Source organism: Cytobacillus solani, from assembly GCF_001420595.1.
GTDB classification, from domain to species: domain Bacteria; phylum Bacillota; class Bacilli; order Bacillales; family Cytobacillaceae; genus Cytobacillus; species Cytobacillus solani.
This window is the reverse complement of record NZ_LJIX01000006.1, coordinates 642065-663588: the sequence shown is the minus strand read 5'-3', so window position 1 is coordinate 663588 and position 21524 is coordinate 642065. Positions and strand designations below refer to the sequence as shown.

Genomic DNA, 21524 nt, shown 5'->3' with positions numbered 1-21524 from the left:
TACAATGATTGCGTACTCGAATAAAAAGTAGTAAACTTTATATAACTTAATTAAATTAATTAATTAAGTTATTATGATAATGAAGCAAGAGAACCGTCCCTTTGCTTCTCATTAAGGAGGCAGCATAAATGAGCCAAACAGCCAATTTAACGGGTGAGTTTCAGTCGATTTTTCATACGACAAAGACTCCTAGAACCTTTTTTGCTCCTGGAAGAATTAACTTAATCGGCGAGCATACAGATTATAACGGCGGACATGTTTTCCCAGCCTCTATCTCTTATGGCACATATGCATTAGGAAGCAAACGGGATGATCAAAAGTTTCGTTTTTATTCGTTGAATTTCCCAGAAACCGGTGTAATCGAATGCAATTTAGCTGAATTAGCTTTTAATGAAAAGGACAACTGGGCTAACTATCCTAAAGGAATGGCTCTATTTATGCAAGAAGCAGGCTGCGACATTCTTCAAGGTGCTGATATCCTTTTTTATGGAAATATCCCAAATGGCGCTGGACTTTCCTCTTCCGCATCAATTGAACTGGCAACAGGTGTTTTACTAAATGGATTATTTGATTTAAAAATGGATCGGATGGAAATGATCCGCCTTGGACAAAAGGTTGAAAATCACTATATTGGGGTGAACAGTGGGATTATGGACCAATTTGCCATCGGTATGGGCAAAAAGGATCATGCAATCCTATTAAACTGTCAAACATTAGAGTACAAATATGCCCCCATTGGATTGAATGATTATGTCATTATGGTTATCAATACGAATAAACAACGAACATTAGCTGAGTCGAAATATAACGAGCGACGAATCCAATGTGAACAGGCATTAAGCGATTTACAGCAGAAACTTTCTATTAGTAGTTTAGGCGATTTAACGCCAACAGAATTTGAGATACATAAACATCTTATTCGTGATGAGATCCATCAAAAGCGCGCAAAGCATGCTATATACGAAAACGCCAGAACGTTAGAAGCACTGGAAAAACTACAACAAGGGGAGCTCTATCATTTTGGAAAATTAATGAATGAATCGCATCAATCATTAAGGGATGATTATGAAGTTACAGGTCTTGAGCTTGACACGATTGTTGAGACTGCTTGGGAACAAGATTTCGTTTTAGGCGCACGGATGACAGGTGCTGGTTTTGGCGGCTGTGCAATTGCCATTGTTAAAAAAAACAAAGTAAATGAGTTTAAATATACTATTAACGCGATTTATAAAGAAAAGATTGGCTATGACGTAACCTTTTACACTGCTTCGATCGGTTACGGCGCAAAAGAAATCTTAGAGGGGTGCTAATATGAGTGTATTCGTTTTAGGTGGAGCTGGTTATATCGGCTCCCACGCAGTCTATCAATTAATTGATCAAGGAAAGAATGTGGTTATTGCTAGCTCAGAAAAAGCAAAACTAGTATTAGGCTGGAATCCAACCCGAACCTCCGTTACAAAAATGATTAAAGATGGATGGAAGTGGCATTCTACTCATCCAAAAGGCTACGATAAGGAAGTTAACGGATGATTTACCAGTATATAACAGAACTCATTCAGAAGGCTTTAGAAGTAGATTTAATTGAACCAACCGATCAATTTTTTGTTCGTAACCGCTTGATGAGTTTACTAGGCTTGGAAAACTTTCCAGAAGCTGTCGTTTCTATCAGCATGGATACTATCCCAAATCTCGTTGAAAAAATCATCACTTATGCGATTGAGGAAAACGTGATCCAAAATGTTTTTGATGACAAGGAAATACTTGCAGCCAATATTATGAATTGCTTTGTACCAAGGCCTTCCGTTGTCAATGCAACATTCGAGCAAAAATATAAGGATTCACCAATCGCTGCGACCAATTATTTTTACAACCTGAGCAAAAACAATAATTACATCCAGCTAAATCGAATCGCGAAAAATATTTCCTATAAAGTAGATACTCAATACGGTCAAATGGATATTTCTATAAATTTATCCAAGCCTGAAAAGGACCCCGAACAAATTAAGCGAGAACATAATATGAAGAAACATGCAGATAATTATCCAAAATGCCTTTTGTGTATAGAAAACGAAGGATATTCAGGAAGAACAAATTATCCTGCACGCGCCAATCACAGAGTCATCCGTGTCCCTCTATTAGGGGAGAATTGGTATTTGCAGTATTCACCATATGTTTACTATAACGAACACTGTATTTTATTTTCCGAGGAACATCGTCCGATGAAAATAGATCGAGAGGCATTTGAAAGATTACTTGCTTTTACTGTGAAATTCCCCCATTACTTTATTGGTTCAAATGCCGATTTACCCATTGTCGGGGGCTCTATTTTAAGCCATGATCATTACCAAGGCGGAAACTATGAATTCGCAATGACTCGAGCAGTGGATGCTTTTTCTTTTGAGTTAAAGGGCTATCCAGCTATTAAAGCCACTGTCATTAAATGGCCGATGTCTGTCATTCGCTTACGGGCAACGAATATCCGTACCCTTGTCAACGCTGCTGATGACATCCTGCAAACTTGGAGAGGGTATTCTGATAGGCTAGCAAATATCATAGCATATACAGGGGATACGCCACATAACACCATTACCCCCGTCGCAAGAAATCGTGATGGAATTTTCGAGATTGATTTGGTGCTAAGAAACAATCGAACGACTTCCGAACACCCGCTTGGTCTTTTCCATCCACATGCAGATGTTCATCATATCAAGAAGGAAAATATTGGGCTAATTGAAGTCATGGGGCTAGCTGTACTGCCACCAAGATTAAAGGATGAAATATCTGATATTCAGAAAGTCTTATTAGGAAAATCCAATCAAGTCGCCGACTATCATTCTGAATGGGCTAAGCAATTGAAAGCAAAGTATGGAACTCGATCGAACAAAGAACAAGTAGATTCCATTTTACTAGAAGAGCTTGGAAAGAAATTTGTAAGATGCCTTGAAGATGCTGGAGTATTTAAAGAACATGAAGCATTTAAGAGATTCATTCATACTTTGAACAAATAGGTGGAAGAATGATGAGAATAACGACAAAAGTAACGAATGGAAAATGGAAGGAATATACATTATCAAATAACAGTGGTATTTCCCTGAATGTCTTAAACTACGGCGGTATCATTACAAAAATAATGGTTCCAGATCAAAAAGAGAACATTGAAAATGTCGTCCTTGGGTATCAAGATTATCGAGACTATGAATCTAACCCTCATTACTTCGGTGCAATCATTGGGAGAGTTGCAGGCAGAATTCAAGGTGCTTCCTTTAAAGTGGAAAATAGAACCTACCCACTAGCAGCTAATAATGGAAAAAATCATTTGCATGGGGGTCCAAATGGGTTTCACCACGTCATTTGGGATACTGTCCCCTTTCAAACAAAAGACGCAATTGGTTTAAAACTAACCTATAAAAGTGTCGATGGTGAAGCTGGATATCCTGGTAACCTAGATATGATGATAACCTATACTCTAAATAATAAGAATCAGCTTTCTCTTGATTATGCTGCAACTTGTGATCAAACGACTCCTCTTACACTGACGAATCACTCTTATTTTAATTTGAGTGGAAATTTAAAAAATACAATCCAAGATCATCATGTTACAATAGCAAGCAGCAGGTTTGCTGAATTAAATGAAGAATTAATACCTACTGGAAAACTAGTTGATGTCGATGAGACTCCCTTTGATTTTCGTAATAGTGGCCTTGTCCTAGGCACTGGGTTTAACAGTACCTTTATGCAAAATAGGATTGTCGGAAATGGGTATGATCATTATTTCTTTTTTGACAATAAGATAGAAGCGGTGGCAACCATAGAAGATCCAATCAGCGGGCGCGTGATGTCAGTAAAAACCGATCAACCAGGAATGGTCATGTATACCTCGAATGCGATGGATACGGAATGGACTTTACGAGAGGGCCCCACGCGGAAATATCTCGGTATTTGCTTTGAAACCCAAGCTGCACCAGCATCCTTACATCATCAGGGGTTTCCTAGTGTAATTGTACAAGCTGGAGAAAAGTATGAAAAGCAGACGGTATTTTCATTTAAACTAAAGCATTAGTGGTTTTTATTTCGCTATTGAACATATCAAACCAAAAAAATAGGCTGGACCCCTTAAATATAGGGTCAGCCTATTTTCCCCAATGGATCAAATAATTCGACCAACAGTAAAGCAACGGCTCCCAACAATGTCGCATCGTCTCCCAACCTTGTGACAGTCACTTTTGTCTTTTTCGCCTCAGTTGTTAAAATCCTTTGCTGAATCGTTTCGAGAAGAGCTGGCATAATAAATTTTTCACTCTTCATCACTCCCCCTCCCAAGACAATTTTACTAGGATTAACGAGATGAATTAAATTGGTTAAACCGATTCCGATCATCTCACCTGTTTCCTGTAGTAAGTGAATACAAGCTGGATTCCCATTTTGAGCACATTCAAATATTTCTTTAGCAGTTAGTTCGCCTTTCATTACCTGCTTTCTTGCCCTTTTTGCAATCGAAGAACCACTTACGAGCGTTTGCAGACAGCCTTGATTTCCACACTCACAAACGTCTCCATTTATATCAATCGTCATATGGCCAAGCTCACCAGCAATTCCTTGGGCCCCATGATATAATTTTCCATTTATGATCACTCCAGCCCCTACCCCACGTCCAATATTCACTGCTACCATGCTATCTACCTCACCATGTCCTCCAAACCATGATTCTCCCAATGCCATTGCCCGTGCATCATTTTCCACTTTAATCGTTAGGTTAAATTCCTCTTCCAGTGCTGCTTTTATTGGTATATTTCTTAAGTTTAATATCGGGGCTACAAGTGAAGTGCCTGTTTCTATATCCACTGCCCCATGCATAGCGATCCCGATTCCAATAATTTTGTCTTGATTCACATTTGATATTTGTAAAATTTCACGAATACTTTCCTTTAAAACAGAAAGAAACTGTTCATTTGTGATAGGTTTTGATAGCAAACTAGAGGTTCTCTCAATAATTTCACCTGTTAAATCAGTGAGGATACATTCGACTTTCTCCGGTCCCGCATCTATCCCTATGACATAAAAAGCATTTGTATGAATATGTAGCATAGTCGGTTTGCGTCCTCCACTTGAGTGACCAAGCATGCTTTCCCTTACTAATCCCTGATCGATTAATTCTTTAACAATACTACTGACCGTTGGGGGAGTAAGACTCGTTTCTTTCGCAATCTGTGCTCGTGAAATTGGCTCAGATAGACGAATTTTATTCAACACGATTGATTTATTTACTGACTTCATTAATTTGAATGTGCCACGCTGCATCGAAAATCCTCCAAAAAACTAACATTTCTCTTATTATAACACATACCAATAGTTAATTAATTTAACTAAGATACTTTTAAAAACGCAGACTTTTATATAATAATCAAAACAAATATAAAGGACGACGAATTACCGCCGTCCGCATTCATTATATGACTTATCACTTTCTACCCAATCCGTCCAAGCTCAACCGCTGAAGTTTCTTTACAGCAATAGAATGAAATTTTAAATGACAGTGAAAAATCTTCAAATTTACAGCGATACTTTTCAAGCTGATTCTGGCCACAGGAATTACTTCCGAGTCCATTTTGTTGACTGTCGAGATGTAGAACGACATAATCTCTTGGTTTCAAATCAATCGTATGCTTTGCCTTTTCAAGATCATGTACCTCATAATGAGATGCTTGAAAGTTAAAGGATTCATTCGTAGTGAAAATTATCCCATTTGATGATTGATCAGCAACACTTACCCAATCACAATCAGAGCGATTGCCATTTTCTTGCGGTTTCACATAATTAACAAACAAATCATTAATATTTTTATGATAAACACCTATATGATTTGCCTGTTTAGAATCTGCGTAATTTTCACCAGGCCCTCTTCCTCGCCATTGTACATCAGTGAAATCCTTATTCAATTGCAGTTGCACACCTAATCGCGGAATCATTTCTGGGGCATTTTCTTTCATCCCTGAAGCGATCCCTGAAATATTACATACTATATCGCCATCTGGATAAATCTTGTATTGGTAATGAAGTTGATAATACCACGAGCTATTTGTCGTGCCATAATAGGTATCTGTCTGCCACACAAATATGCCATCCTTCAAGTCATATTGAATATTTCTTACTCTCTCATGACCTAAATGCATGAAATATTTCGTACGGTAATCATCTATCAAATACATGTCATTATCGATTGGCGCGCGCCAGAAATTGAATTGCGGACCTTTTTCAATCTGGACCTTCCCATTTCGCGTGACTTCTTTTATCAAACCTTTTACACAATCGAATGTAACTGTAAACTTACTGCCATGTACGGTAATAAATGCTCCGCTTTTTGTTGTGTAAAGTTCTCCATCAGCATGTTCTTTTGGCTGTTTCTCTGTTTCAGATAGAATAAAGGAGGCATTTGCTAATTCATGCCCCTTATTCGCCCAAGGAGTATCTTGATTTAATCGATAGGAAAATACAAGAAAATATTTAGCCCCATTGACTTTCCCTATATCCGGCACTTGCGATAATTGAATCTCGGCTGTTTCCCGTCCTTGTATACTTGGCAGTTCCATTATTGAAGATACCAAAAGTTTGTCATCCTCGAAATAGGATAAAGTTAATTCAATCTGATCCAGTGCTAAAAAATCGTAGCGATTGATAAGTTTGAATTGACCCTTTTCTAGATTTATGCACTCTGTTTGCACAGGTTCAATGACTTTTTTATACTCTAGTAAACTAGGTGATGGTGTACCATCTGGCATAATTAATCCATCTATACAAAAGTTCCCATTCGTTGGGTCATCACCAAAGTCTCCTCCATAACGATAATACACTTTCCCATCTTCAGAGACCGTTTCAATTCCATGATCAAACCATTCCCAAATAAATCCACCTTGAAGTTTATCATACTTATAAAATAAATCCTGATACTCTTTAAGATTCCCTGGGCCATTCCCCATTGCATGTGCATACTCACATAGAATATGCGGCTTTTTGCTATTTTCTATTATTTGATCCATCGTACGCCTATTTCCATGTGACTCTAACCATGTATACATCGTACTGTATACATCTGTCACTTCACATTCTCTATCCCCTTCATAATGAACCAGCCGAGTTGGGTCCATGTCTTTCGCGCGTCTAGCCATTGACCTAAAGTTGTGGCCAAAAGAGGATTCATTTCCTAGCGACCACATAATAATACAAGGATGGTTTTTATCTCGTTCAATCATTCTCTCTATTCGGGATACGTATGCCAATTCCCATTCTGGATCATCGCTGATCCAATCATACTTTCCTGTTAGTTCAAATCCGTGACATTCCAAATCTGCTTCATCAATGACGTACATTCCGTACCGGTCACATAAATCATATAAGCAAGGGGAATTCGGATAGTGTGCCGTGCGAATTGCATTAATATTATGTTGCTTCATGATAATAATGTCCCGCTCTATCTCTTCTTCTGACACAACCCTTCCAGTCTTTGGGTTATAGTCATGACGATTCACACCCTTTATTTTAATCGCCACGCCATTGACAAGGAATGTATCTCCTGAAACAACAATGGAACGAAAACCAACATGCTGATGAATGACCTCTATCATTTTCCCCCCATTATCCTTTACTGTCATATATAAATGATAAAGGTTTGGCGTTTCTGCACTCCACTTTAAGGGAGAGGAAATGGTCTGGCAAATGGGATGATCCGCATCCTCTTCTAGTTGAAAAATGCACTCCCCATTTTGGTCGATTAATTCATATTCAATTCTCTGTCCTAACTGATTTGTTAATTTTACCGAAACATGCAGCTCTGCGTCCTGCCATTTCTGGTCAAATAATGTATTAATTGTAAAATCATATAAGCCTGCAATGGGACGAGAATATAATTCTACATCCCTAAAAATCCCACTTAGCCACCACATATCTTGATCTTCTAAATAGGTTCCATCAGACCATTGAAACACACGAACAGTAATGTTGTTCTTACCTTGACGAATCATATCTGTAATATCAAACTCTGCTTGAATACGTGCTCCTTTGCTGTAGCCCACAAATACACCATTTAAGTACAATTCAAATGCAGAATCTACCCCATTAAAACGAAGAATGATCTGCTCCCCATCAGCCTGCCGATTCCATTCAAATTCCCTTCGGTAGATGCCTGTTGGATTATCTGTTGGGACGTATGGAGGGTTAATCGGGAAGTTATACCATAAATCTGAATAATGCATTTTTCCGTATCCTTGAAGCTGCCAATTACTTGGAACAATCATATCATCCCATTCCGTTGTATCTAAATCATCTAGATAAAAGCCTTCTTCCCAATATTCGGGAGCCTCCAAATACACAAATTTCCACGTTCCATTTAAACATTGATAAAAATGTGTGTTGGCTTGGTCACCCGTTTCTGCCGCTTTGCGGGAAGGATAGCTTAAATAATGAGCACGAGCATCCATTCTATTTATTTCATCAATCTGAATATCTTCCCATCTTTTTACATGATTCATTTTTCATACTCCCTAGTTGTTATTCTTTAATCGAACCACCAAGTATTGGACCTTGCCCCTTTATTATTAAAAGATAATCGTTATCTCAATTAATCCTCCATATTACTTTGCTGCCTCAGATACGGCCGTCTTTTTTATAAGATAAAAAAGAATAACTTTCGAGTTAGAGAATTGTCTAGCTCCAACGCCTATCGCCTATCAAACTTCAGGCCCACTCCCTACGATAAGTCAACATCGGTTCGCTCTCGCTCACCGTGTTTCCTTTATCTCAGTCGTGGTCCTTCCAGTTTGTACGGCGATGACCAAGGCGCTTCCGCTTTTCTATATGTCTAGCTTCAGCGCCTATCGCCTATCAAACTTCAGGCCCCCTCCCTGCGATAAGTCAACATCGGTTCGCTCTCGCTCACCGTGTTTCCTTTATCTCAGTCGCGGTCCTTCCAGTTTGTACGGCGATGACCAGGGCGCTTCCGCTTTTCTTAAGTAAGACCGCCATGTTATACACCATTTATCTGGATGGTCAAGGAAATCTTGCTCATCCATTTTGTGGATTGTACTATTATGTGGAGCTGTTTTAACAATTTCCGGATTTTCATATGCTTCCTTTGAAATTTGCTCCAGCGCATGAATATATTCATCCAGGTCTTCCTTGGAATAGGATTCTGTAGGCTCTAACGTAAAAGGCTGCTTAACAATATATGGATGATGACTTGTCCAGTAATGCAGGCCAAAGTCTGTCATTCTTCTTGTTACATCCTCAGTCGTTACACCTGTTTCTTTCGTCATCTGCTCCCAGCTATAACGAACCTGCTCTAAACGATGCCCCTTTACATACGGTGCACTGGCTCCGCGAATAGCTAGTACTTTGTGATACATATAGTTATTATTTAAAACAGCAATTTTCGCTACTTCCTTCAGGCCTTCAGCTCCTAGTGCACGAATCCATGCATATGCCCGCAAAACTGTTTGTGCGACACCGTGGAAGGAGCGAACCTTGCCAATGGATTGCTTTAAATCGTATTGGAGTGAATACTTACCATCCTTATGTTCGACGATCGGTGCAGGCAAGAATTCCTTTAACTTGGTGATGACACCTAATGCGCCAGTTGCTGGACCTCCACACATATGTGGTGCTGCAAAGGTTTTATGAAGATTAAAGAAACACATATCAAATCCTGCTTCTTTTGCTCTCGTAAAGCCTAATAATCCATTTGCATTTGCTTGATCATAAAAGCATAGCCCGCCTGCTTGATGAACAATATCAGTAAATTCCTTAATCCTTGGGTTGAAAATTCCTGTATCCTCTGGATTTGCTACAACAAAGCCTGCTGTCCGCTCGGATACAGCCGCCTTTAATTTTTCTATATCAGGGAAACCATCTTCATCCGGATGCAAAGTAATTATTTTGTATCCTTTAACCGCTGCAGTTGCTGCCTGTGATGGATGAGAGAAAATGGTTGTGATAATTTCATTCCGCTGATCTCCTTCTCCCCTTGATTCATGATATTTTCGTACAATCGAAGCCATTGCAAACAATGCTTGTGTTCCACTGCCAGGCTGGAAGGAGAAATAGTCCATGCCTGAAATCTCCCGCATACATAAATCAAGCTTATGGAATATTTCTAGCATCCCTTGAACTGTTTCTTCATTTTGCAATGGGTGTAGCTCCATCATTTTTGGATCACGAATCAACAGCTCATTAATTTTTGGGATGTATTTCATCGTACAAGTACCCTGGCCAATTTCCACGTTAAAATCAGACCCTAATGTTTCTTGAGAAAGTCTTAAATAATGTCGAAGCACACGTGCCTGCCCAATCTCTGGGAGACCTAGTCTGCCTTTTCTCTGCATCACTTCCGGAATAACTGATATTCCGTCACCAACCGCTAATGCCACTTCTTTATTAACGGGAGGCAGTTCTACCCCTTTCTCACCCGGCTGATGGAGTTCAAAAATAATCGGTTCATTCCATTTCGCTTGGTGGAAATCACGCGTTTTGTTTGTACGGTTAATCCTTTGCATATTTAACAACTCCTTTCTATTTTTCTATCACTTCTTTAATTGATTGAACGAGATAATCAATATCCTCTTTCGTATGAACTTCTGTTACACAATATAAGGCTGACTGACCAAACTCAGGAAATTCACGTGATAGGTCTTTTCCACCAAAAATCTTCTTTTCAAGCAGGCGTTTATTCAATTCTTCTACCGAGAGTCCTGTATGATTAAGATCAATGATAAACTCCTTAAAAAATGGCGAATTCAAACAAGATCCCGTTATATTAGGAATTTGATTTAATTGCTGTACAGCATATTGGCTATTCTGCATAATGGTTTGGCCTACTTCATACATCCCATCAGGTCCTAGGAGAGCTAAATAAACACCTGCTGTAATTCCCCATAATGCTGTTTGTGTGCCAACAGATTCCTTCCCTTCTTCCCTTAAGGCAAATGATGTCCGATCATAATAAACATCTCCAAAGCCGTACTCTCCCTCTTTCACTGTTGGAACAATCCCAAACAATCTTGATGGGAACTCCTGCACAAACTTCACTTCATCACGAGTAGCAATGAAACCAGCCTGCCCTCCACTGAAGTTCATATGCATGCCTAGCGGCTGTAGATCTCCACAGATGATATCAGCACCATAATGACTAGGTGGTGCCAGTACTCCTAATGAAATCGGATCGACTCCTACTACCATTAAAGACTGATTATTCTTTAATAACTTTGAAATTTCTGGTCCCTGTTCTTCAATGAATCCAAGATAGGATGGGTTCTCAAAATATAGGGCGGCAACATCTTCCGTTAATTTTGCTTCTAAATCCTTGAGGTCCATTGCACCTGTCTTTACATCAAATTGAACAAATTCAAATTGCAAATCTGGTGTGCCATAATTGATCATGATATCTCTGCGCTCTGGTGCTGTTGACTTTGTAAGCAGCACTTTCTTTTTGCCAGTGATTCTCGCTGCCATTCGAATAGATGTAGCGGCTGCTTGCCCCCAATCAAAAGTTGGAACATTAACAACATCCATATCTACCAATTCAGCTACTAAACTTTGATACTCAAACAGTGCATGAAAGCGTCCATGGTCCTCATAAGGCTCCCCGGCATATGCCGTCAAAAATTCTGAACGCTGATTGATTTCGTCACAAACAGCTGGGATAAAATGCTGCCAGCAGCCAGCACCAAGGAAATTAAGATATTCCTTTGTACTCGTATTCTTGTTAAGAATACCTTCGATATGACGTCTTAGCTCATATTCCGTTAATGCAGGTGGAATATTCATATTTTCTTTTAGCTTTAATTCATCTGGTATACAAGAATATAACTCCATAATATTTTTAGCACCAATAACTTTTAGCATCTCTTCCTGTACTTTTGGTACCATATTTGGAATATATGGATGTACCTTTTGAACCATTCGTATAGCCTCCCAACAATCATTTAAATTTTAATTACTATAGAAGTGTTCAACCTATGCTAATCCGCCACCATCAACAGTGAGGTGGGTTCCTGTTACCCAAGCTGACAAATCACTTGCTAGGAATAACACACCTTTGGCAATATCTCTCGGTGTCCCAATTCTTTCTAATGGACGCCCTACTGCAGATGAAGCTAAGAAAGCGTCTTCCTGAAGATTAAGCTGCTTTGCCTCGCTTCTAAGTAATGGCGTATCCGTATCCCCTGGACAAATACAGTTTACACGTATATTCTGCGGGCCATGGTCAATAGCCATCGCCTTCGTTAAATTCACTACCCCAGCTTTAGCAGCACAATAGGCAGCTGCTTTGTCTCCGCCTTTTAACCCCCATCCAGAACCAGTATTAATAATGCTCCCCCCATTCGCTTCCATTAAAGGAATTAAATACTTTGATAGGAGATATGCTCCTTTTAAAGAGACATCAATCACCAGATCCCAATCTGATTCCTCTAAATCGACAACTGATTTTCTCCTTATGACTCCCGCATTATTAAAAAGAACATCCACACTTCCATAATTTTTCTCAATATATTTCTTAACATCGATACAATCATTTTTACTTGTCACATCACAACGGATGAACTCTACCTTATAAGCCTTTTCAAGTAGATTACTAGCAGCCCTTTGTCCACCTTCTTCATTAATATCCAGCATAATTACTTTCGACCCGACTTCAGCTAGAAGCTCAGCTGTTGCCAGTCCAATTCCAGATGCGGCGCCAGTAACGACAGATACTTTATCTTTTATTCCGAAATAATCTTGAGCACTCATTGTTTCCCTCCAGTTATAAAAACCCATTCAAAAATACTGTTCATTTTAAAAAAACAAATAAAAGATTAGTAATTTTTTAAGTAAAACTTTTACTCTATGCTCCACTAACACATTTCTAAATTTTCAATGTATTCAACTTAGTAAATTGCAAGTAATTCAAAAATTTAGTAATATGTTCCCTACTCCACATTAATCATATGTCCAGCTATTAAAAAAACACTAGATGTCCAAGTAAAAGCCGGGTCACGAAGACCTTTTCCAGTAAGAGCATTAAAGTTTTCTGCCATACCATATTGATTAGCCATTTTGCAAAACTTTTCAGCCGTTGTTCTTGCTAATTCTTCTTCCCCACATGTCTGCAACCCATCGATCAACAGCATGGTGGACGGAGCCCAAATCGGCCCTCGCCAATAGCCATCTTCACGATAAAAAGGACTCTTAACACTCTCCGTTGCAAAACCATATTCCGTACAAAAATGATGTCTATTTACCAATCCATCTATTAAGATTTCCTTTTGTTCATTTGCCAGCCGCCCACCTAAAATAATAGGAATATACAGTAAAAGACTCTCCGTTTCAATCGGTTCATGAGAGTGGGATATACATGCCCGGAATCCTTCTCCAGTCCAGAAATGCTCCATCATTTTCATGAACGTTTTATCTGCACGGAGTTTCCACTCAAGGGCTTCCTCCATTTTTTCGAGACGCTCTGCTATCATCGCTAGGACATCCATTTGTATAATTAAGAATGCTGATAAATCAGGTGTTTCCACTGGAATACCTTTTGAAAAAACCGTGCTATTGTCCCAGCCGCTATCATTCCCATGATTATATTGAGCAATTCCATCCAAATCATCATCCCGATGAAAAAACCACCAATTCGTCCACCGAGCAAGTGGGTTATAAACCTCTTTTAATTTTTTATCATCAATGAAATCAGAACGGTCCATCATCCATTTCAATGTCCAGCCATGGATAGGTGGTTTACAGCAATTCCATAATGCCCATTGATTATTTAAAAAATCCGGTAATGCCCCAGACTCATCTTGCTGATCAAAGAAAATACAAAATTGATCCCATGCAAGCTCTGGTTGTTTTTCGATTAATGCCATTGCATTAAAACAGTGGTCCCAGCTCCAAATATTGGTCATCCAATTTTTTGACATGTACATAGCTGGTCTAGTTAATAATCCATCTGGCTTCACAACGCTTGACCATGTTATGTATGATGCCATGTCATGTCCCTTTTGAAAAATGGCAGGCACGTTCAATGTATTCTCCTGCCATTGTTTATATTCGTTAGCTACCCGTAAGGCATTTTCCGAAAAGCTCATTTCGAGACTTTTCTCTTGTTCAAAAACAAGCTGATATTCAGAAATAGCAAAGTCAAATATTTGACTATTTGAATCTGGATGACAAAGAACAATAATATGCTTGCTTTTATCTACTTTAAAAGGAGCATCAACTTTTACGGAACCTTCTAACGGAATAATTCGAAAGCGACGTTCTTGGACAAAGCTATTAATCTCCCAAGTCTGATCAGGAAAAGGTAATGCATAATCATAAGCACCTGTAATGGCTGTAAGTTTTAAACCTACACGATGTCCTCTTATACGAATTGATGAATCTGAGCTAAAGCAGCATTCTACAATATCTCCACTGCCATCCATTGCAATCAGCTTTAATACATGTGGCTCCATTTCTACTTCATAATCAATTACTTGGTTACCACGAACAACATCTATTTTAAAAATGGCACCATTTTTCTCATCTCCACCTCGAATATGGCGAATGTATAATGATTTCTGATCACTGTCCCGTCTAAAGATAGGGGAAATGACCAAAAAGGAGCCATATCGGCTAAACGGTATTGTCATATGTTCTACTTTCATCTAATTCTACCTCCATGGATACAAAATGGATGAACCACACCATTCATCCATTTTTTATTTCAAACTAGTTGATTGTACTCCTTCGACAATTTTCTTTTGTGCTAGGAAGAATAGAATAAGCGGCACAATACTAATCAAGAACGTTACAGCCATAATCCCATTCGTATCTACATCATGAACCCCTTTAAATTGCGCTAATCCAAGTGTTAACGTATATTTACTTTGGTCATTCAAGAAAATTAACGGGCCTAAGTAATCATTCCAGGTTCCTAATATATTAAATACTGCAATTAAAACAATGACTGGCCATACTAAAGGCAGATAGATTTTGTAATAGATTTGGAACACATTCGCCCCATCCATTCTCGCAGCTTCATCTAATTCTTTCGGAATTGACATAATAAATTGACGTAATAAGAAGATATAAAAGGCTGAACCGAACCACGATGGAATAATTAACGCCTTCAGCGAATTAATCCACCCAAACATATTGAATGCCATATATTGTGGAATCATGGTTACATCCCATGGAATCATCATCGTTGCCAAAAGGATAATAAAGAGAAAATCTCGTCCTTTAAATTTAAAACGGGCAAACCCATAAGCAACAAGGGTTGAGGAAATAATTTGTCCGATTGTCGTAAGTACTGTCACAATCAAACTATTGACTAAATATAGATTAAAAGGCTGACTATTCCACGCATTTAAAAAGTTTTCAAAGTGCCAAGTAGATGGCAATAGCTTCGGTGGATATTGGTAAAGCTCATCCGGAGCCTTAAGTGCCGTTGTAACCATCCAAATAAATGGGGCCAAAAATAAAATTGATAATAAAATTAATAATGTATACACAAAGAATTTATGCAATCCTTTTTGCATTTTCACTCCGAGTCACCACCATTTCTATTCTATTTATCATTCTTCACTTCATTCTCGTAATACACCCATACACTAGAAGATTTAAATACAAGCATGGTTAAGGACAATATAATAATGAACATGACCCACGCATTTGCAGAAGAATACCCCATTTTAAAATATTTAAATGCATTTTCGTAGACATACATTGCATAGAAATAGGTCGACTGAAGGGGTCCACCACCCGTTAATACAAGTGCTAATGTCAGCGTTTGAAAAGCACCGATAATAGTCATAATCAAATTAAACAGAATGGTTGGGGTAAGCAGTGGCACTGTAATTTTAAAGAATTTATATATTTTCCCAGCTCCATCTATTTCTGCCGCCTCATATAAATCTTGTGGAATATTCTTCAGTCCTGATAAAAAGATAAGCATCATCGTCCCTTGACCCCACAAACTTGCGATGACCATCGCGACTAACGCCCAGCTTGTATCATTCAACCAATTTGGCCCTTCAATTCCAATTAAGGAAAGTAAATAGTTTAAGATTCCATATTCCCCGTCGTAAACAGTTCCCCAAATCATCGCAAGCGCAACACCTGATATAACAGAAGGTACATAGAAGAATGTTCGAAACCATGAACTTCCCTTTACCTTTTGGTTTAATAGCATTGCAAGCAATAATGCAAGAATAATGTTTAAAGGGACAAAGAAAAGCGCAAACTTCAAGGTAATCCATAAGGAAGACCAAAATAACGGATCATCCGTAAACATAGTAATATAGTTAGTTAACCCGATAAATTTCTTTTCCCCAACAATTGGCCAATTAAAGAAACTAATGATAAATGAAAATAGCAATGGTCCTAACGTGAATACGATAAAACCGATAATCCATGGGGAGATGAATAAATATGGGACTATTTTATTCCATTTTTTCTTTTTTTGGTAAACTGGGTTATATTCCGCATTGACACCTACATCTGTTTTCATAAAAACCTCCTCTTCCCCTATTTCATCTTGTCACAACCAAAAAAATTGCCACTCCGAATTCTAATGATCATTGAGGTTCCTACACACCCAATCATCTAGAATGGCAGTGACAATACATACCCTCAAACTATATGATTTTATTCACTTTTTTAATTTTTTCCACACACCTTAATCCTTTGTTAAATATTTCTCAGATTCATTTACAACCTTGTCGAATAATGGTTTCCCATCTTGTCCTACCATGACAGCATTGATCGCAGCAGATAAGTTACGGTTTATTTCATTCCAATTTTTATTTAGCAAAAATGCAGGGGAATTTGTGGCATTTTCCAACATTGTATAGAACGGCTCATATAAAGGATTCTCCATCACTTTATTTTTTTCTACGACACTTTTACGCACTGGTAGATCCGCTGTTCTCATATTGATTGCTTTCTCTGAAGAAAAGTATTTTACGAATTTCCATGCTAACTCTTTTTGCTTCGAATCCTTTGCAATGGAAATGGAAGATGAAGAAATTAATCCTTTTACAGGCTTAGAACCGAATGCAGGCATCATTACTGTTCCAAAGTCAACTTTAGCATCTTTAAAGCCCTGAATTGGCCATACCCCGCTAACAAGCATACCAAGTTTGCCAGACTTGAAAATATCACTTGCACTTTGCTGATTTTTGCCTCCAGTCAGAATAGCTGAACCTTCTTTCACCATATCTCCATAAAGTTGAATGGATTCAACCGTTTCAGTACCATTTATAAATCCTTCAATTTCTTTTCCGTCATCACTGATGAAGCTTCCGCCATTACTCCAAACTAAACCTTGCAAATCGTACGTATCAGGCTCAGATGTGACAGAAAACCCATATTGCTTCTTACTTTTATCAGTTAGATTTTTTGCAATTTCCTTAAACTCATCCCATGTCCAACCTGCTTGTGGATAAGGAATTTTGTATTGATCAAAGAGCTTTTTATTGTAGTACACAACCATTGTTGAAAAGCCTGCGGGCATGCCATATAACTTATCATCTACTTTCGAATAGTTAAAGAGCCCCTCATAAAAATCATCCATATTAATTTCCGTATCTTTCTCTATATAGGAGTCCAATGGTTCAAGTGATTGGCTATAGGTGGTGAAATCCCACATATACATAACATCAGGCGGGTTCTTTGCTCCAAATGAAGCAGCAATCTTTTGATCAAATCCATCTGCATAGGCTTCAACCTGAACTTTTACATCTTTATTTTCCTTTTCAAATTCCTTTGCAATATCTTGTTGAATTTTTAATGATTCTCCCGTATCCCAAGTTGCGAAGCGCAAGACTGTTTTCCCATCCTTTGTCTCAGTCCCTGAAGAACCGTTTGAGCTACAAGCAGACATGATAAGAACGGCGATTGATACAAGTAACGAAAACCAGATTTTCTTTTTTCTCATAGGACCCCTCTTTTCGTTTTTCGAATATTAAAAATATAACCGCTTTCATTTTATATTTTCTGAAAGCGGTTAAACACTTTTATTTGTTTTGTATTTGTCGCAATTTTTAGTTATTTATGATTATCCTCGTTATATTGTTAGCCTTTCATCGCCTTTTTGTTGGATTCGATAATTTGATGGCGGCAAACCTGTACAGCGTTTAAACCATTTACTAAAGTATTTTGCATCTTGGATGCCAATCTGTTCTCCAATTTCTTGAATGGTTAATTTCGTTCCTTTTAAAAGCTGTTTGGCAAGATGGAGTTGTTTTTTCTCAATAAATGAATGAATACTGTCGCCAATCTTTTTCTTAAACAATGTACTTAAATGACTCCTGCTCATCCCCACAGCCTCCGCAATATCCGAAACAGTCATAGGCTCTGATAAATTTCTCATAATGTGCTCCACCGCTTGCAAAAGTACGGATGGATATTGATGCAGCATTCCATCCTGCTGCTGGGCATGATGAAATGCCATAACAGACTTTATCCAATCTTGCTTTCCTATGAGCGGCCCTGCATGAATCCAATTTAAATCTTGCAGAGCAACCCTCTCTTCAGTTAAATTAGCTAATAATGTTGGATGGTATGATTCATCCACAAAGAGAAAGGTTAGATTTTTACCAAATGATATTGTAATATAATTAAAGGATTGTAAGTCAATCTCCTGAGCCATTGAAGGCATATTTTGAATAAAAAACGCATAAAACTTATGATTCATCCAACCCCATTCACCATTAAAAAGTTCATCCAATTTCTGTTCAAAATTATTATTATATCCACTTAACCACAGTAAGAAGCTTTCATTTAAGCCATCGGTTAGGAAATTTTTTGACGTGCCTGCTATTTCTTTTTGAAAGGTACTTAGAAAATACTCTAACTCTTTATCATCAAAAACTGTCTTTAATAAATATCCTGAAGCACCTAGATTTATCCCTTCCTGTGCAAATTCAAAATCTTTATGACAGCTTAATAAAAGAATTTTCGTTTTTGGTGCTTGCGCTTTAATTTTCCGTGAAAGCTCTAGTCCGCTTTCTTCAGGCATAACAATATCGGTTATGACAACATCAGGCCGATGAGCCAAAAATTCCTCCCAGCCCCGTTTTCCATTTGAAGCCTCTGCGACTACAGTCATTCCATACTTTTCCCAATTAACAGTAGCACGTAACCCTCTGCGAACAATCGGTTCGTCATCGACTAACAAAACTTTTATACATGCCTTACTCATCATAATGACCTCCCCATCTAATTGGCCAAGAAATTGAAATAACTGTTCCTTGATTAACAACTGAATTCACGTTAATCAAATAGTCGTTCCCATAATGAATATAAAACTTTTGCTTCACATTCGATAAGCCGATTCCGCCACGTACCTTTTCATTTGGCGTCAAGAATAATGTGTTCAACTTGTCCTGGGACATCCCTTTCCCATTATCCTTTAAGGCCAGCTGAAAATATCCCTTTGTCTTTGTTATTTCCAGTTCGATATTTCCTTTCCCATCCTCAAAAGCATGGAAAAAAATATTTTCTAGCATCGGTTGTATAGTCATCCTTGGGATTAACCCTTGTTCAATCCTATCATCCATCCTCAAAGAAAAGGTAAAATGCGATCCAAATCGAAGTTCTTGAATAATGAGGAAATGTTTAATTGCCTCTATTTCCTTTTTTAGAGGAATTAATTCAATCGTAAAATCTAAATTTCCTTCAAGTACTTTTGTTAAATGCAACAGCATTTTCCCAATCTCCTCATTCCCATCTAACCGTGCTTTCCACTGAATAGTATTTAACGTATTAAATAGAAGATGAGGATTAATTTGATAATGAATTGCTTTCATTTCCGCTTCCCGTTTCATTAATTCTTTCTGTCTGACTTCTTCCATTAATTGTTTGATTCTATCAACCATTCGATTAAAATGAAGACCAAGCTTACCAATTTCATCCTTTGTATGAAACGAAACCTTCTTTTCAAAAACCCCTTTACTCACTTCTTCCATTGCAAATTTTAGATTTAATATTCTTTTTGTAAATTGATTTGAAAAAATATACGAAAGAATAAGTGCTAAAAAAAATGCAACTAGAATTCCTATCAAAACGATCTTAAATATAACATTAGAAGATTGATAAAAAGCATCTCTTGGTACACGAATTTCCAATTCCCAATTATTAATGTGAGTATATTCTTTCCAGACCACGTCATCCTTCAAATCTTGTTCATCACTTTTCGTTTGATATAAAAGTTTCCCAGTTTCATCCCGTATTGTTATTCTTGAATGTAAATCTTCCTCTAATAAATTCATTGAATCAAATAAACTATCTAAATCGGTTTCAATAAAAAGAAAACTATCGTTTAACACACCATATGAAAACTTTAACGGAACAAGCAGCCCAAGGGCATATTGTAGATTATTGTATCGATAATGATTCGGTTTATAAATTCCTATTTCTGTATTTCCACTCCTAAAGCCACGCTTCCATAGTTCAAGCTCTTTAAACTGATCTACTTTAAAACTATAGTTTCCATAGTAATAGCCAGACGATGTGATAACATATATCCCTCGTATATTTGATTTTTCATGTGCTTGTAAAAGTCTCTCCAAATTATTTGCGACTTTGAAATCCCAATACGTTTTTGGTTTCTGATGCTTTAAATTAATCGATGTATTATCAGCTAAATACTGTTGGATTGCAGCAGTTCCATAATACATATCTACTAAAATTTGATTAAGCTCTGTTTTAATTTTTTCACCAGAAAACTGGTTGTAATTTGATAACTTTCCATTCACCACTTTTGTTGACTGCATATAAGAAATTACGCCTAGGGTTAATAATGGGAGCAACGCCACAATTAAAAACATAAAGAAAAGTTTCTTCTGTGTACTAAGAATATTGGTGAATTTCATATGTACCCCTACCCATATACCATTTTTTTGAAATCAAAAAAAATTAATGAAGTTTAATACATTTAGTACAGGAGCTGAAATATTGACAAAAAACTTTTTCAAAAGATTTGCCACTTTTAAAAGGAGAGGACTTTGTTACAATTCAAGAGGATTCTTATTTCGCCATAAATAAGCAATTTAATATGAGCTGGTAAGATTGAGTATGGTATACTCTTTGAACGACAATGCTTGTCTCCGTGTCTGGCAGGTCAAGACCTGTATTATGATTCGGAAAAATAAATTAGTAATAGGCTTGTACAATTCTAGTTTTAATGTCTCAATCTTAATATTTGTATTTTTGATTTTTGATTCAGTAATACTACTCAGATTATTTATAAATTTTAGTAAAAACTAACTTAGTAGAAGATTATATTATTAGTTCTCAATGTGTCAATTAAATAAATCAATTAAAACTGCGACGGGTAATTTGGAGGTTATTAAAACTAACTACTTTTTTCGGCAAACAAATAGGTGATAAAACTGTATCTAACATCAAGAAATTTGGCATTTTAATAGATTCAGTATAGTAAATTTGTTCACTAAAAAGGGTCAGTCTCTTCATCACTTTTAAGCGATGGAGACTGACCCCAAAAATGATCTTAA

14 protein-coding genes and 1 pseudogene are annotated in these 21524 nt (G+C 37.5%); 4 read left to right on the top strand and 11 right to left on the bottom strand.

Going from position 1 to position 21524, the window contains the following annotated elements:
• Positions 1-128: 128 nt before the first annotated feature.
• The 4 genes and pseudogenes from AN957_RS05000 to AN957_RS04985 all read left to right on the top strand — a co-directional run bounded on the left by AN957_RS05000 (position 129) and on the right by AN957_RS04985 (position 4060).
• Positions 129-1310 (top strand): galactokinase, encoded by a 1182-nt coding sequence (locus tag AN957_RS05000; protein WP_056682645.1) that lies wholly within the window; start codon positions 129-131, stop codon positions 1308-1310.
• 1 nt (position 1311) lies between these two features.
• Positions 1312-1407: pseudogene (locus AN957_RS29070) on the top strand (NAD-dependent epimerase/dehydratase family protein); the annotation flags it as partial.
• Between the two features lie 119 nt (positions 1408-1526).
• Positions 1527-3008 (top strand): UDP-glucose--hexose-1-phosphate uridylyltransferase, encoded by a 1482-nt coding sequence (galT, locus tag AN957_RS04990; RefSeq protein WP_056682641.1) that lies wholly within the window; start codon positions 1527-1529, stop codon positions 3006-3008.
• 11 nt (positions 3009-3019) lie between these two features.
• Positions 3020-4060: an aldose epimerase family protein gene (locus AN957_RS04985; protein ID WP_056682638.1), complete on the top strand. Its 1041-nt coding sequence runs from the start codon at positions 3020-3022 to the stop codon at positions 4058-4060.
• A 65-nt stretch (positions 4061-4125) separates the two neighbouring features.
• Here AN957_RS04985 and AN957_RS04980 read toward each other — a convergent pair whose 3' ends face one another.
• The 11 genes from AN957_RS04980 to AN957_RS04930 all read right to left on the bottom strand — a co-directional run bounded on the left by AN957_RS04980 (position 4126) and on the right by AN957_RS04930 (position 20882).
• A complete protein-coding gene (locus AN957_RS04980; RefSeq protein WP_053479003.1) occupies positions 4126-5298 on the bottom strand; it encodes an ROK family transcriptional regulator in 1173 nt (390 codons plus the stop codon).
• Between the two features lie 167 nt (positions 5299-5465).
• Complete coding sequence (gene ebgA / locus AN957_RS04975) at positions 5466-8522, bottom strand: beta-galactosidase subunit alpha (RefSeq protein WP_053479004.1); 3057 nt, start codon at positions 8520-8522, stop codon at positions 5466-5468.
• Between the two features lie 417 nt (positions 8523-8939).
• A complete protein-coding gene (gcvPB, locus tag AN957_RS04970) occupies positions 8940-10541 on the bottom strand; it encodes an aminomethyl-transferring glycine dehydrogenase subunit GcvPB (protein WP_056682636.1) in 1602 nt (533 codons plus the stop codon).
• Positions 10542-10557: 16 nt separating this feature from the next.
• A complete protein-coding gene (gene gcvPA, locus AN957_RS04965) occupies positions 10558-11946 on the bottom strand; it encodes an aminomethyl-transferring glycine dehydrogenase subunit GcvPA (protein WP_056682633.1) in 1389 nt (462 codons plus the stop codon).
• A gap of 54 nt (positions 11947-12000) precedes the next feature.
• Positions 12001-12777 (bottom strand): SDR family NAD(P)-dependent oxidoreductase, encoded by a 777-nt coding sequence (locus tag AN957_RS04960; protein WP_053479007.1) that lies wholly within the window; start codon positions 12775-12777, stop codon positions 12001-12003.
• A gap of 179 nt (positions 12778-12956) precedes the next feature.
• On the bottom strand, positions 12957-14669 hold the full coding sequence (locus AN957_RS04955; protein ID WP_056682625.1) for an amylo-alpha-1,6-glucosidase: 1713 nt from the start codon (positions 14667-14669) through the stop codon (positions 12957-12959).
• Positions 14670-14723: 54 nt separating this feature from the next.
• Positions 14724-15545: a carbohydrate ABC transporter permease gene (locus tag AN957_RS04950; protein WP_053479309.1), complete on the bottom strand. Its 822-nt coding sequence runs from the start codon at positions 15543-15545 to the stop codon at positions 14724-14726.
• A 29-nt stretch (positions 15546-15574) separates the two neighbouring features.
• Positions 15575-16516, bottom strand: coding sequence for a carbohydrate ABC transporter permease (locus AN957_RS04945; RefSeq protein ID WP_056682618.1), 942 nt, complete (start codon positions 16514-16516; stop codon positions 15575-15577).
• 168 nt (positions 16517-16684) lie between these two features.
• Entirely contained in the window at positions 16685-17944 is a 1260-nt protein-coding gene (locus AN957_RS04940) for a sugar ABC transporter substrate-binding protein (RefSeq protein WP_056682615.1), read from the bottom strand.
• Positions 17945-18073: 129 nt separating this feature from the next.
• A complete protein-coding gene (locus AN957_RS04935; RefSeq protein ID WP_053479011.1) occupies positions 18074-19210 on the bottom strand; it encodes a response regulator transcription factor in 1137 nt (378 codons plus the stop codon).
• The gene (locus AN957_RS04930) at positions 19203-20882 is read right to left on the bottom strand and encodes a sensor histidine kinase (protein WP_056682612.1); all 1680 of its coding nucleotides are present in this window, start codon (positions 20880-20882) and stop codon (positions 19203-19205) included. The genes AN957_RS04935 and AN957_RS04930 overlap by 8 nt, the downstream gene beginning before the upstream one ends.
• Positions 20883-21524: the final 642 nt, after the last annotated feature.

Bases quoted from the DNA above. Each gene is read 5' to 3' on its own strand.
- AN957_RS05000 (WP_056682645.1), top strand. From the start codon at position 129: ATGAGCCAAACAGCCAATTTAACGGGTGAGTTTCAGTCGATTTTTCAT.
- galT (WP_056682641.1), top strand. From the start codon at position 1,527: ATGATTTACCAGTATATAACAGAACTCATTCAGAAGGCTTTAGAAGTA.
- AN957_RS04985 (WP_056682638.1), top strand. From the start codon at position 3,020: ATGAGAATAACGACAAAAGTAACGAATGGAAAATGGAAGGAATATACA.
- AN957_RS04980 (WP_053479003.1), bottom strand. From the start codon at position 5,298: ATGCAGCGTGGCACATTCAAATTAATGAAGTCAGTAAATAAATCAATC.
- ebgA (WP_053479004.1), bottom strand. From the start codon at position 8,522: ATGAATCATGTAAAAAGATGGGAAGATATTCAGATTGATGAAATAAAT.
- gcvPB (WP_056682636.1), bottom strand. From the start codon at position 10,541: ATGCAAAGGATTAACCGTACAAACAAAACGCGTGATTTCCACCAAGCG.
- gcvPA (WP_056682633.1), bottom strand. From the start codon at position 11,946: ATGGTTCAAAAGGTACATCCATATATTCCAAATATGGTACCAAAAGTA.
- AN957_RS04960 (WP_053479007.1), bottom strand. From the start codon at position 12,777: ATGAGTGCTCAAGATTATTTCGGAATAAAAGATAAAGTATCTGTCGTT.
- AN957_RS04955 (WP_056682625.1), bottom strand. From the start codon at position 14,669: ATGAAAGTAGAACATATGACAATACCGTTTAGCCGATATGGCTCCTTT.
- AN957_RS04950 (WP_053479309.1), bottom strand. From the start codon at position 15,545: ATGCAAAAAGGATTGCATAAATTCTTTGTGTATACATTATTAATTTTA.
- AN957_RS04945 (WP_056682618.1), bottom strand. From the start codon at position 16,516: ATGAAAACAGATGTAGGTGTCAATGCGGAATATAACCCAGTTTACCAA.
- AN957_RS04940 (WP_056682615.1), bottom strand. From the start codon at position 17,944: ATGAGAAAAAAGAAAATCTGGTTTTCGTTACTTGTATCAATCGCCGTT.
- AN957_RS04935 (WP_053479011.1), bottom strand. From the start codon at position 19,210: ATGAGTAAGGCATGTATAAAAGTTTTGTTAGTCGATGACGAACCGATT.
- AN957_RS04930 (WP_056682612.1), bottom strand. From the start codon at position 20,882: ATGAAATTCACCAATATTCTTAGTACACAGAAGAAACTTTTCTTTATG.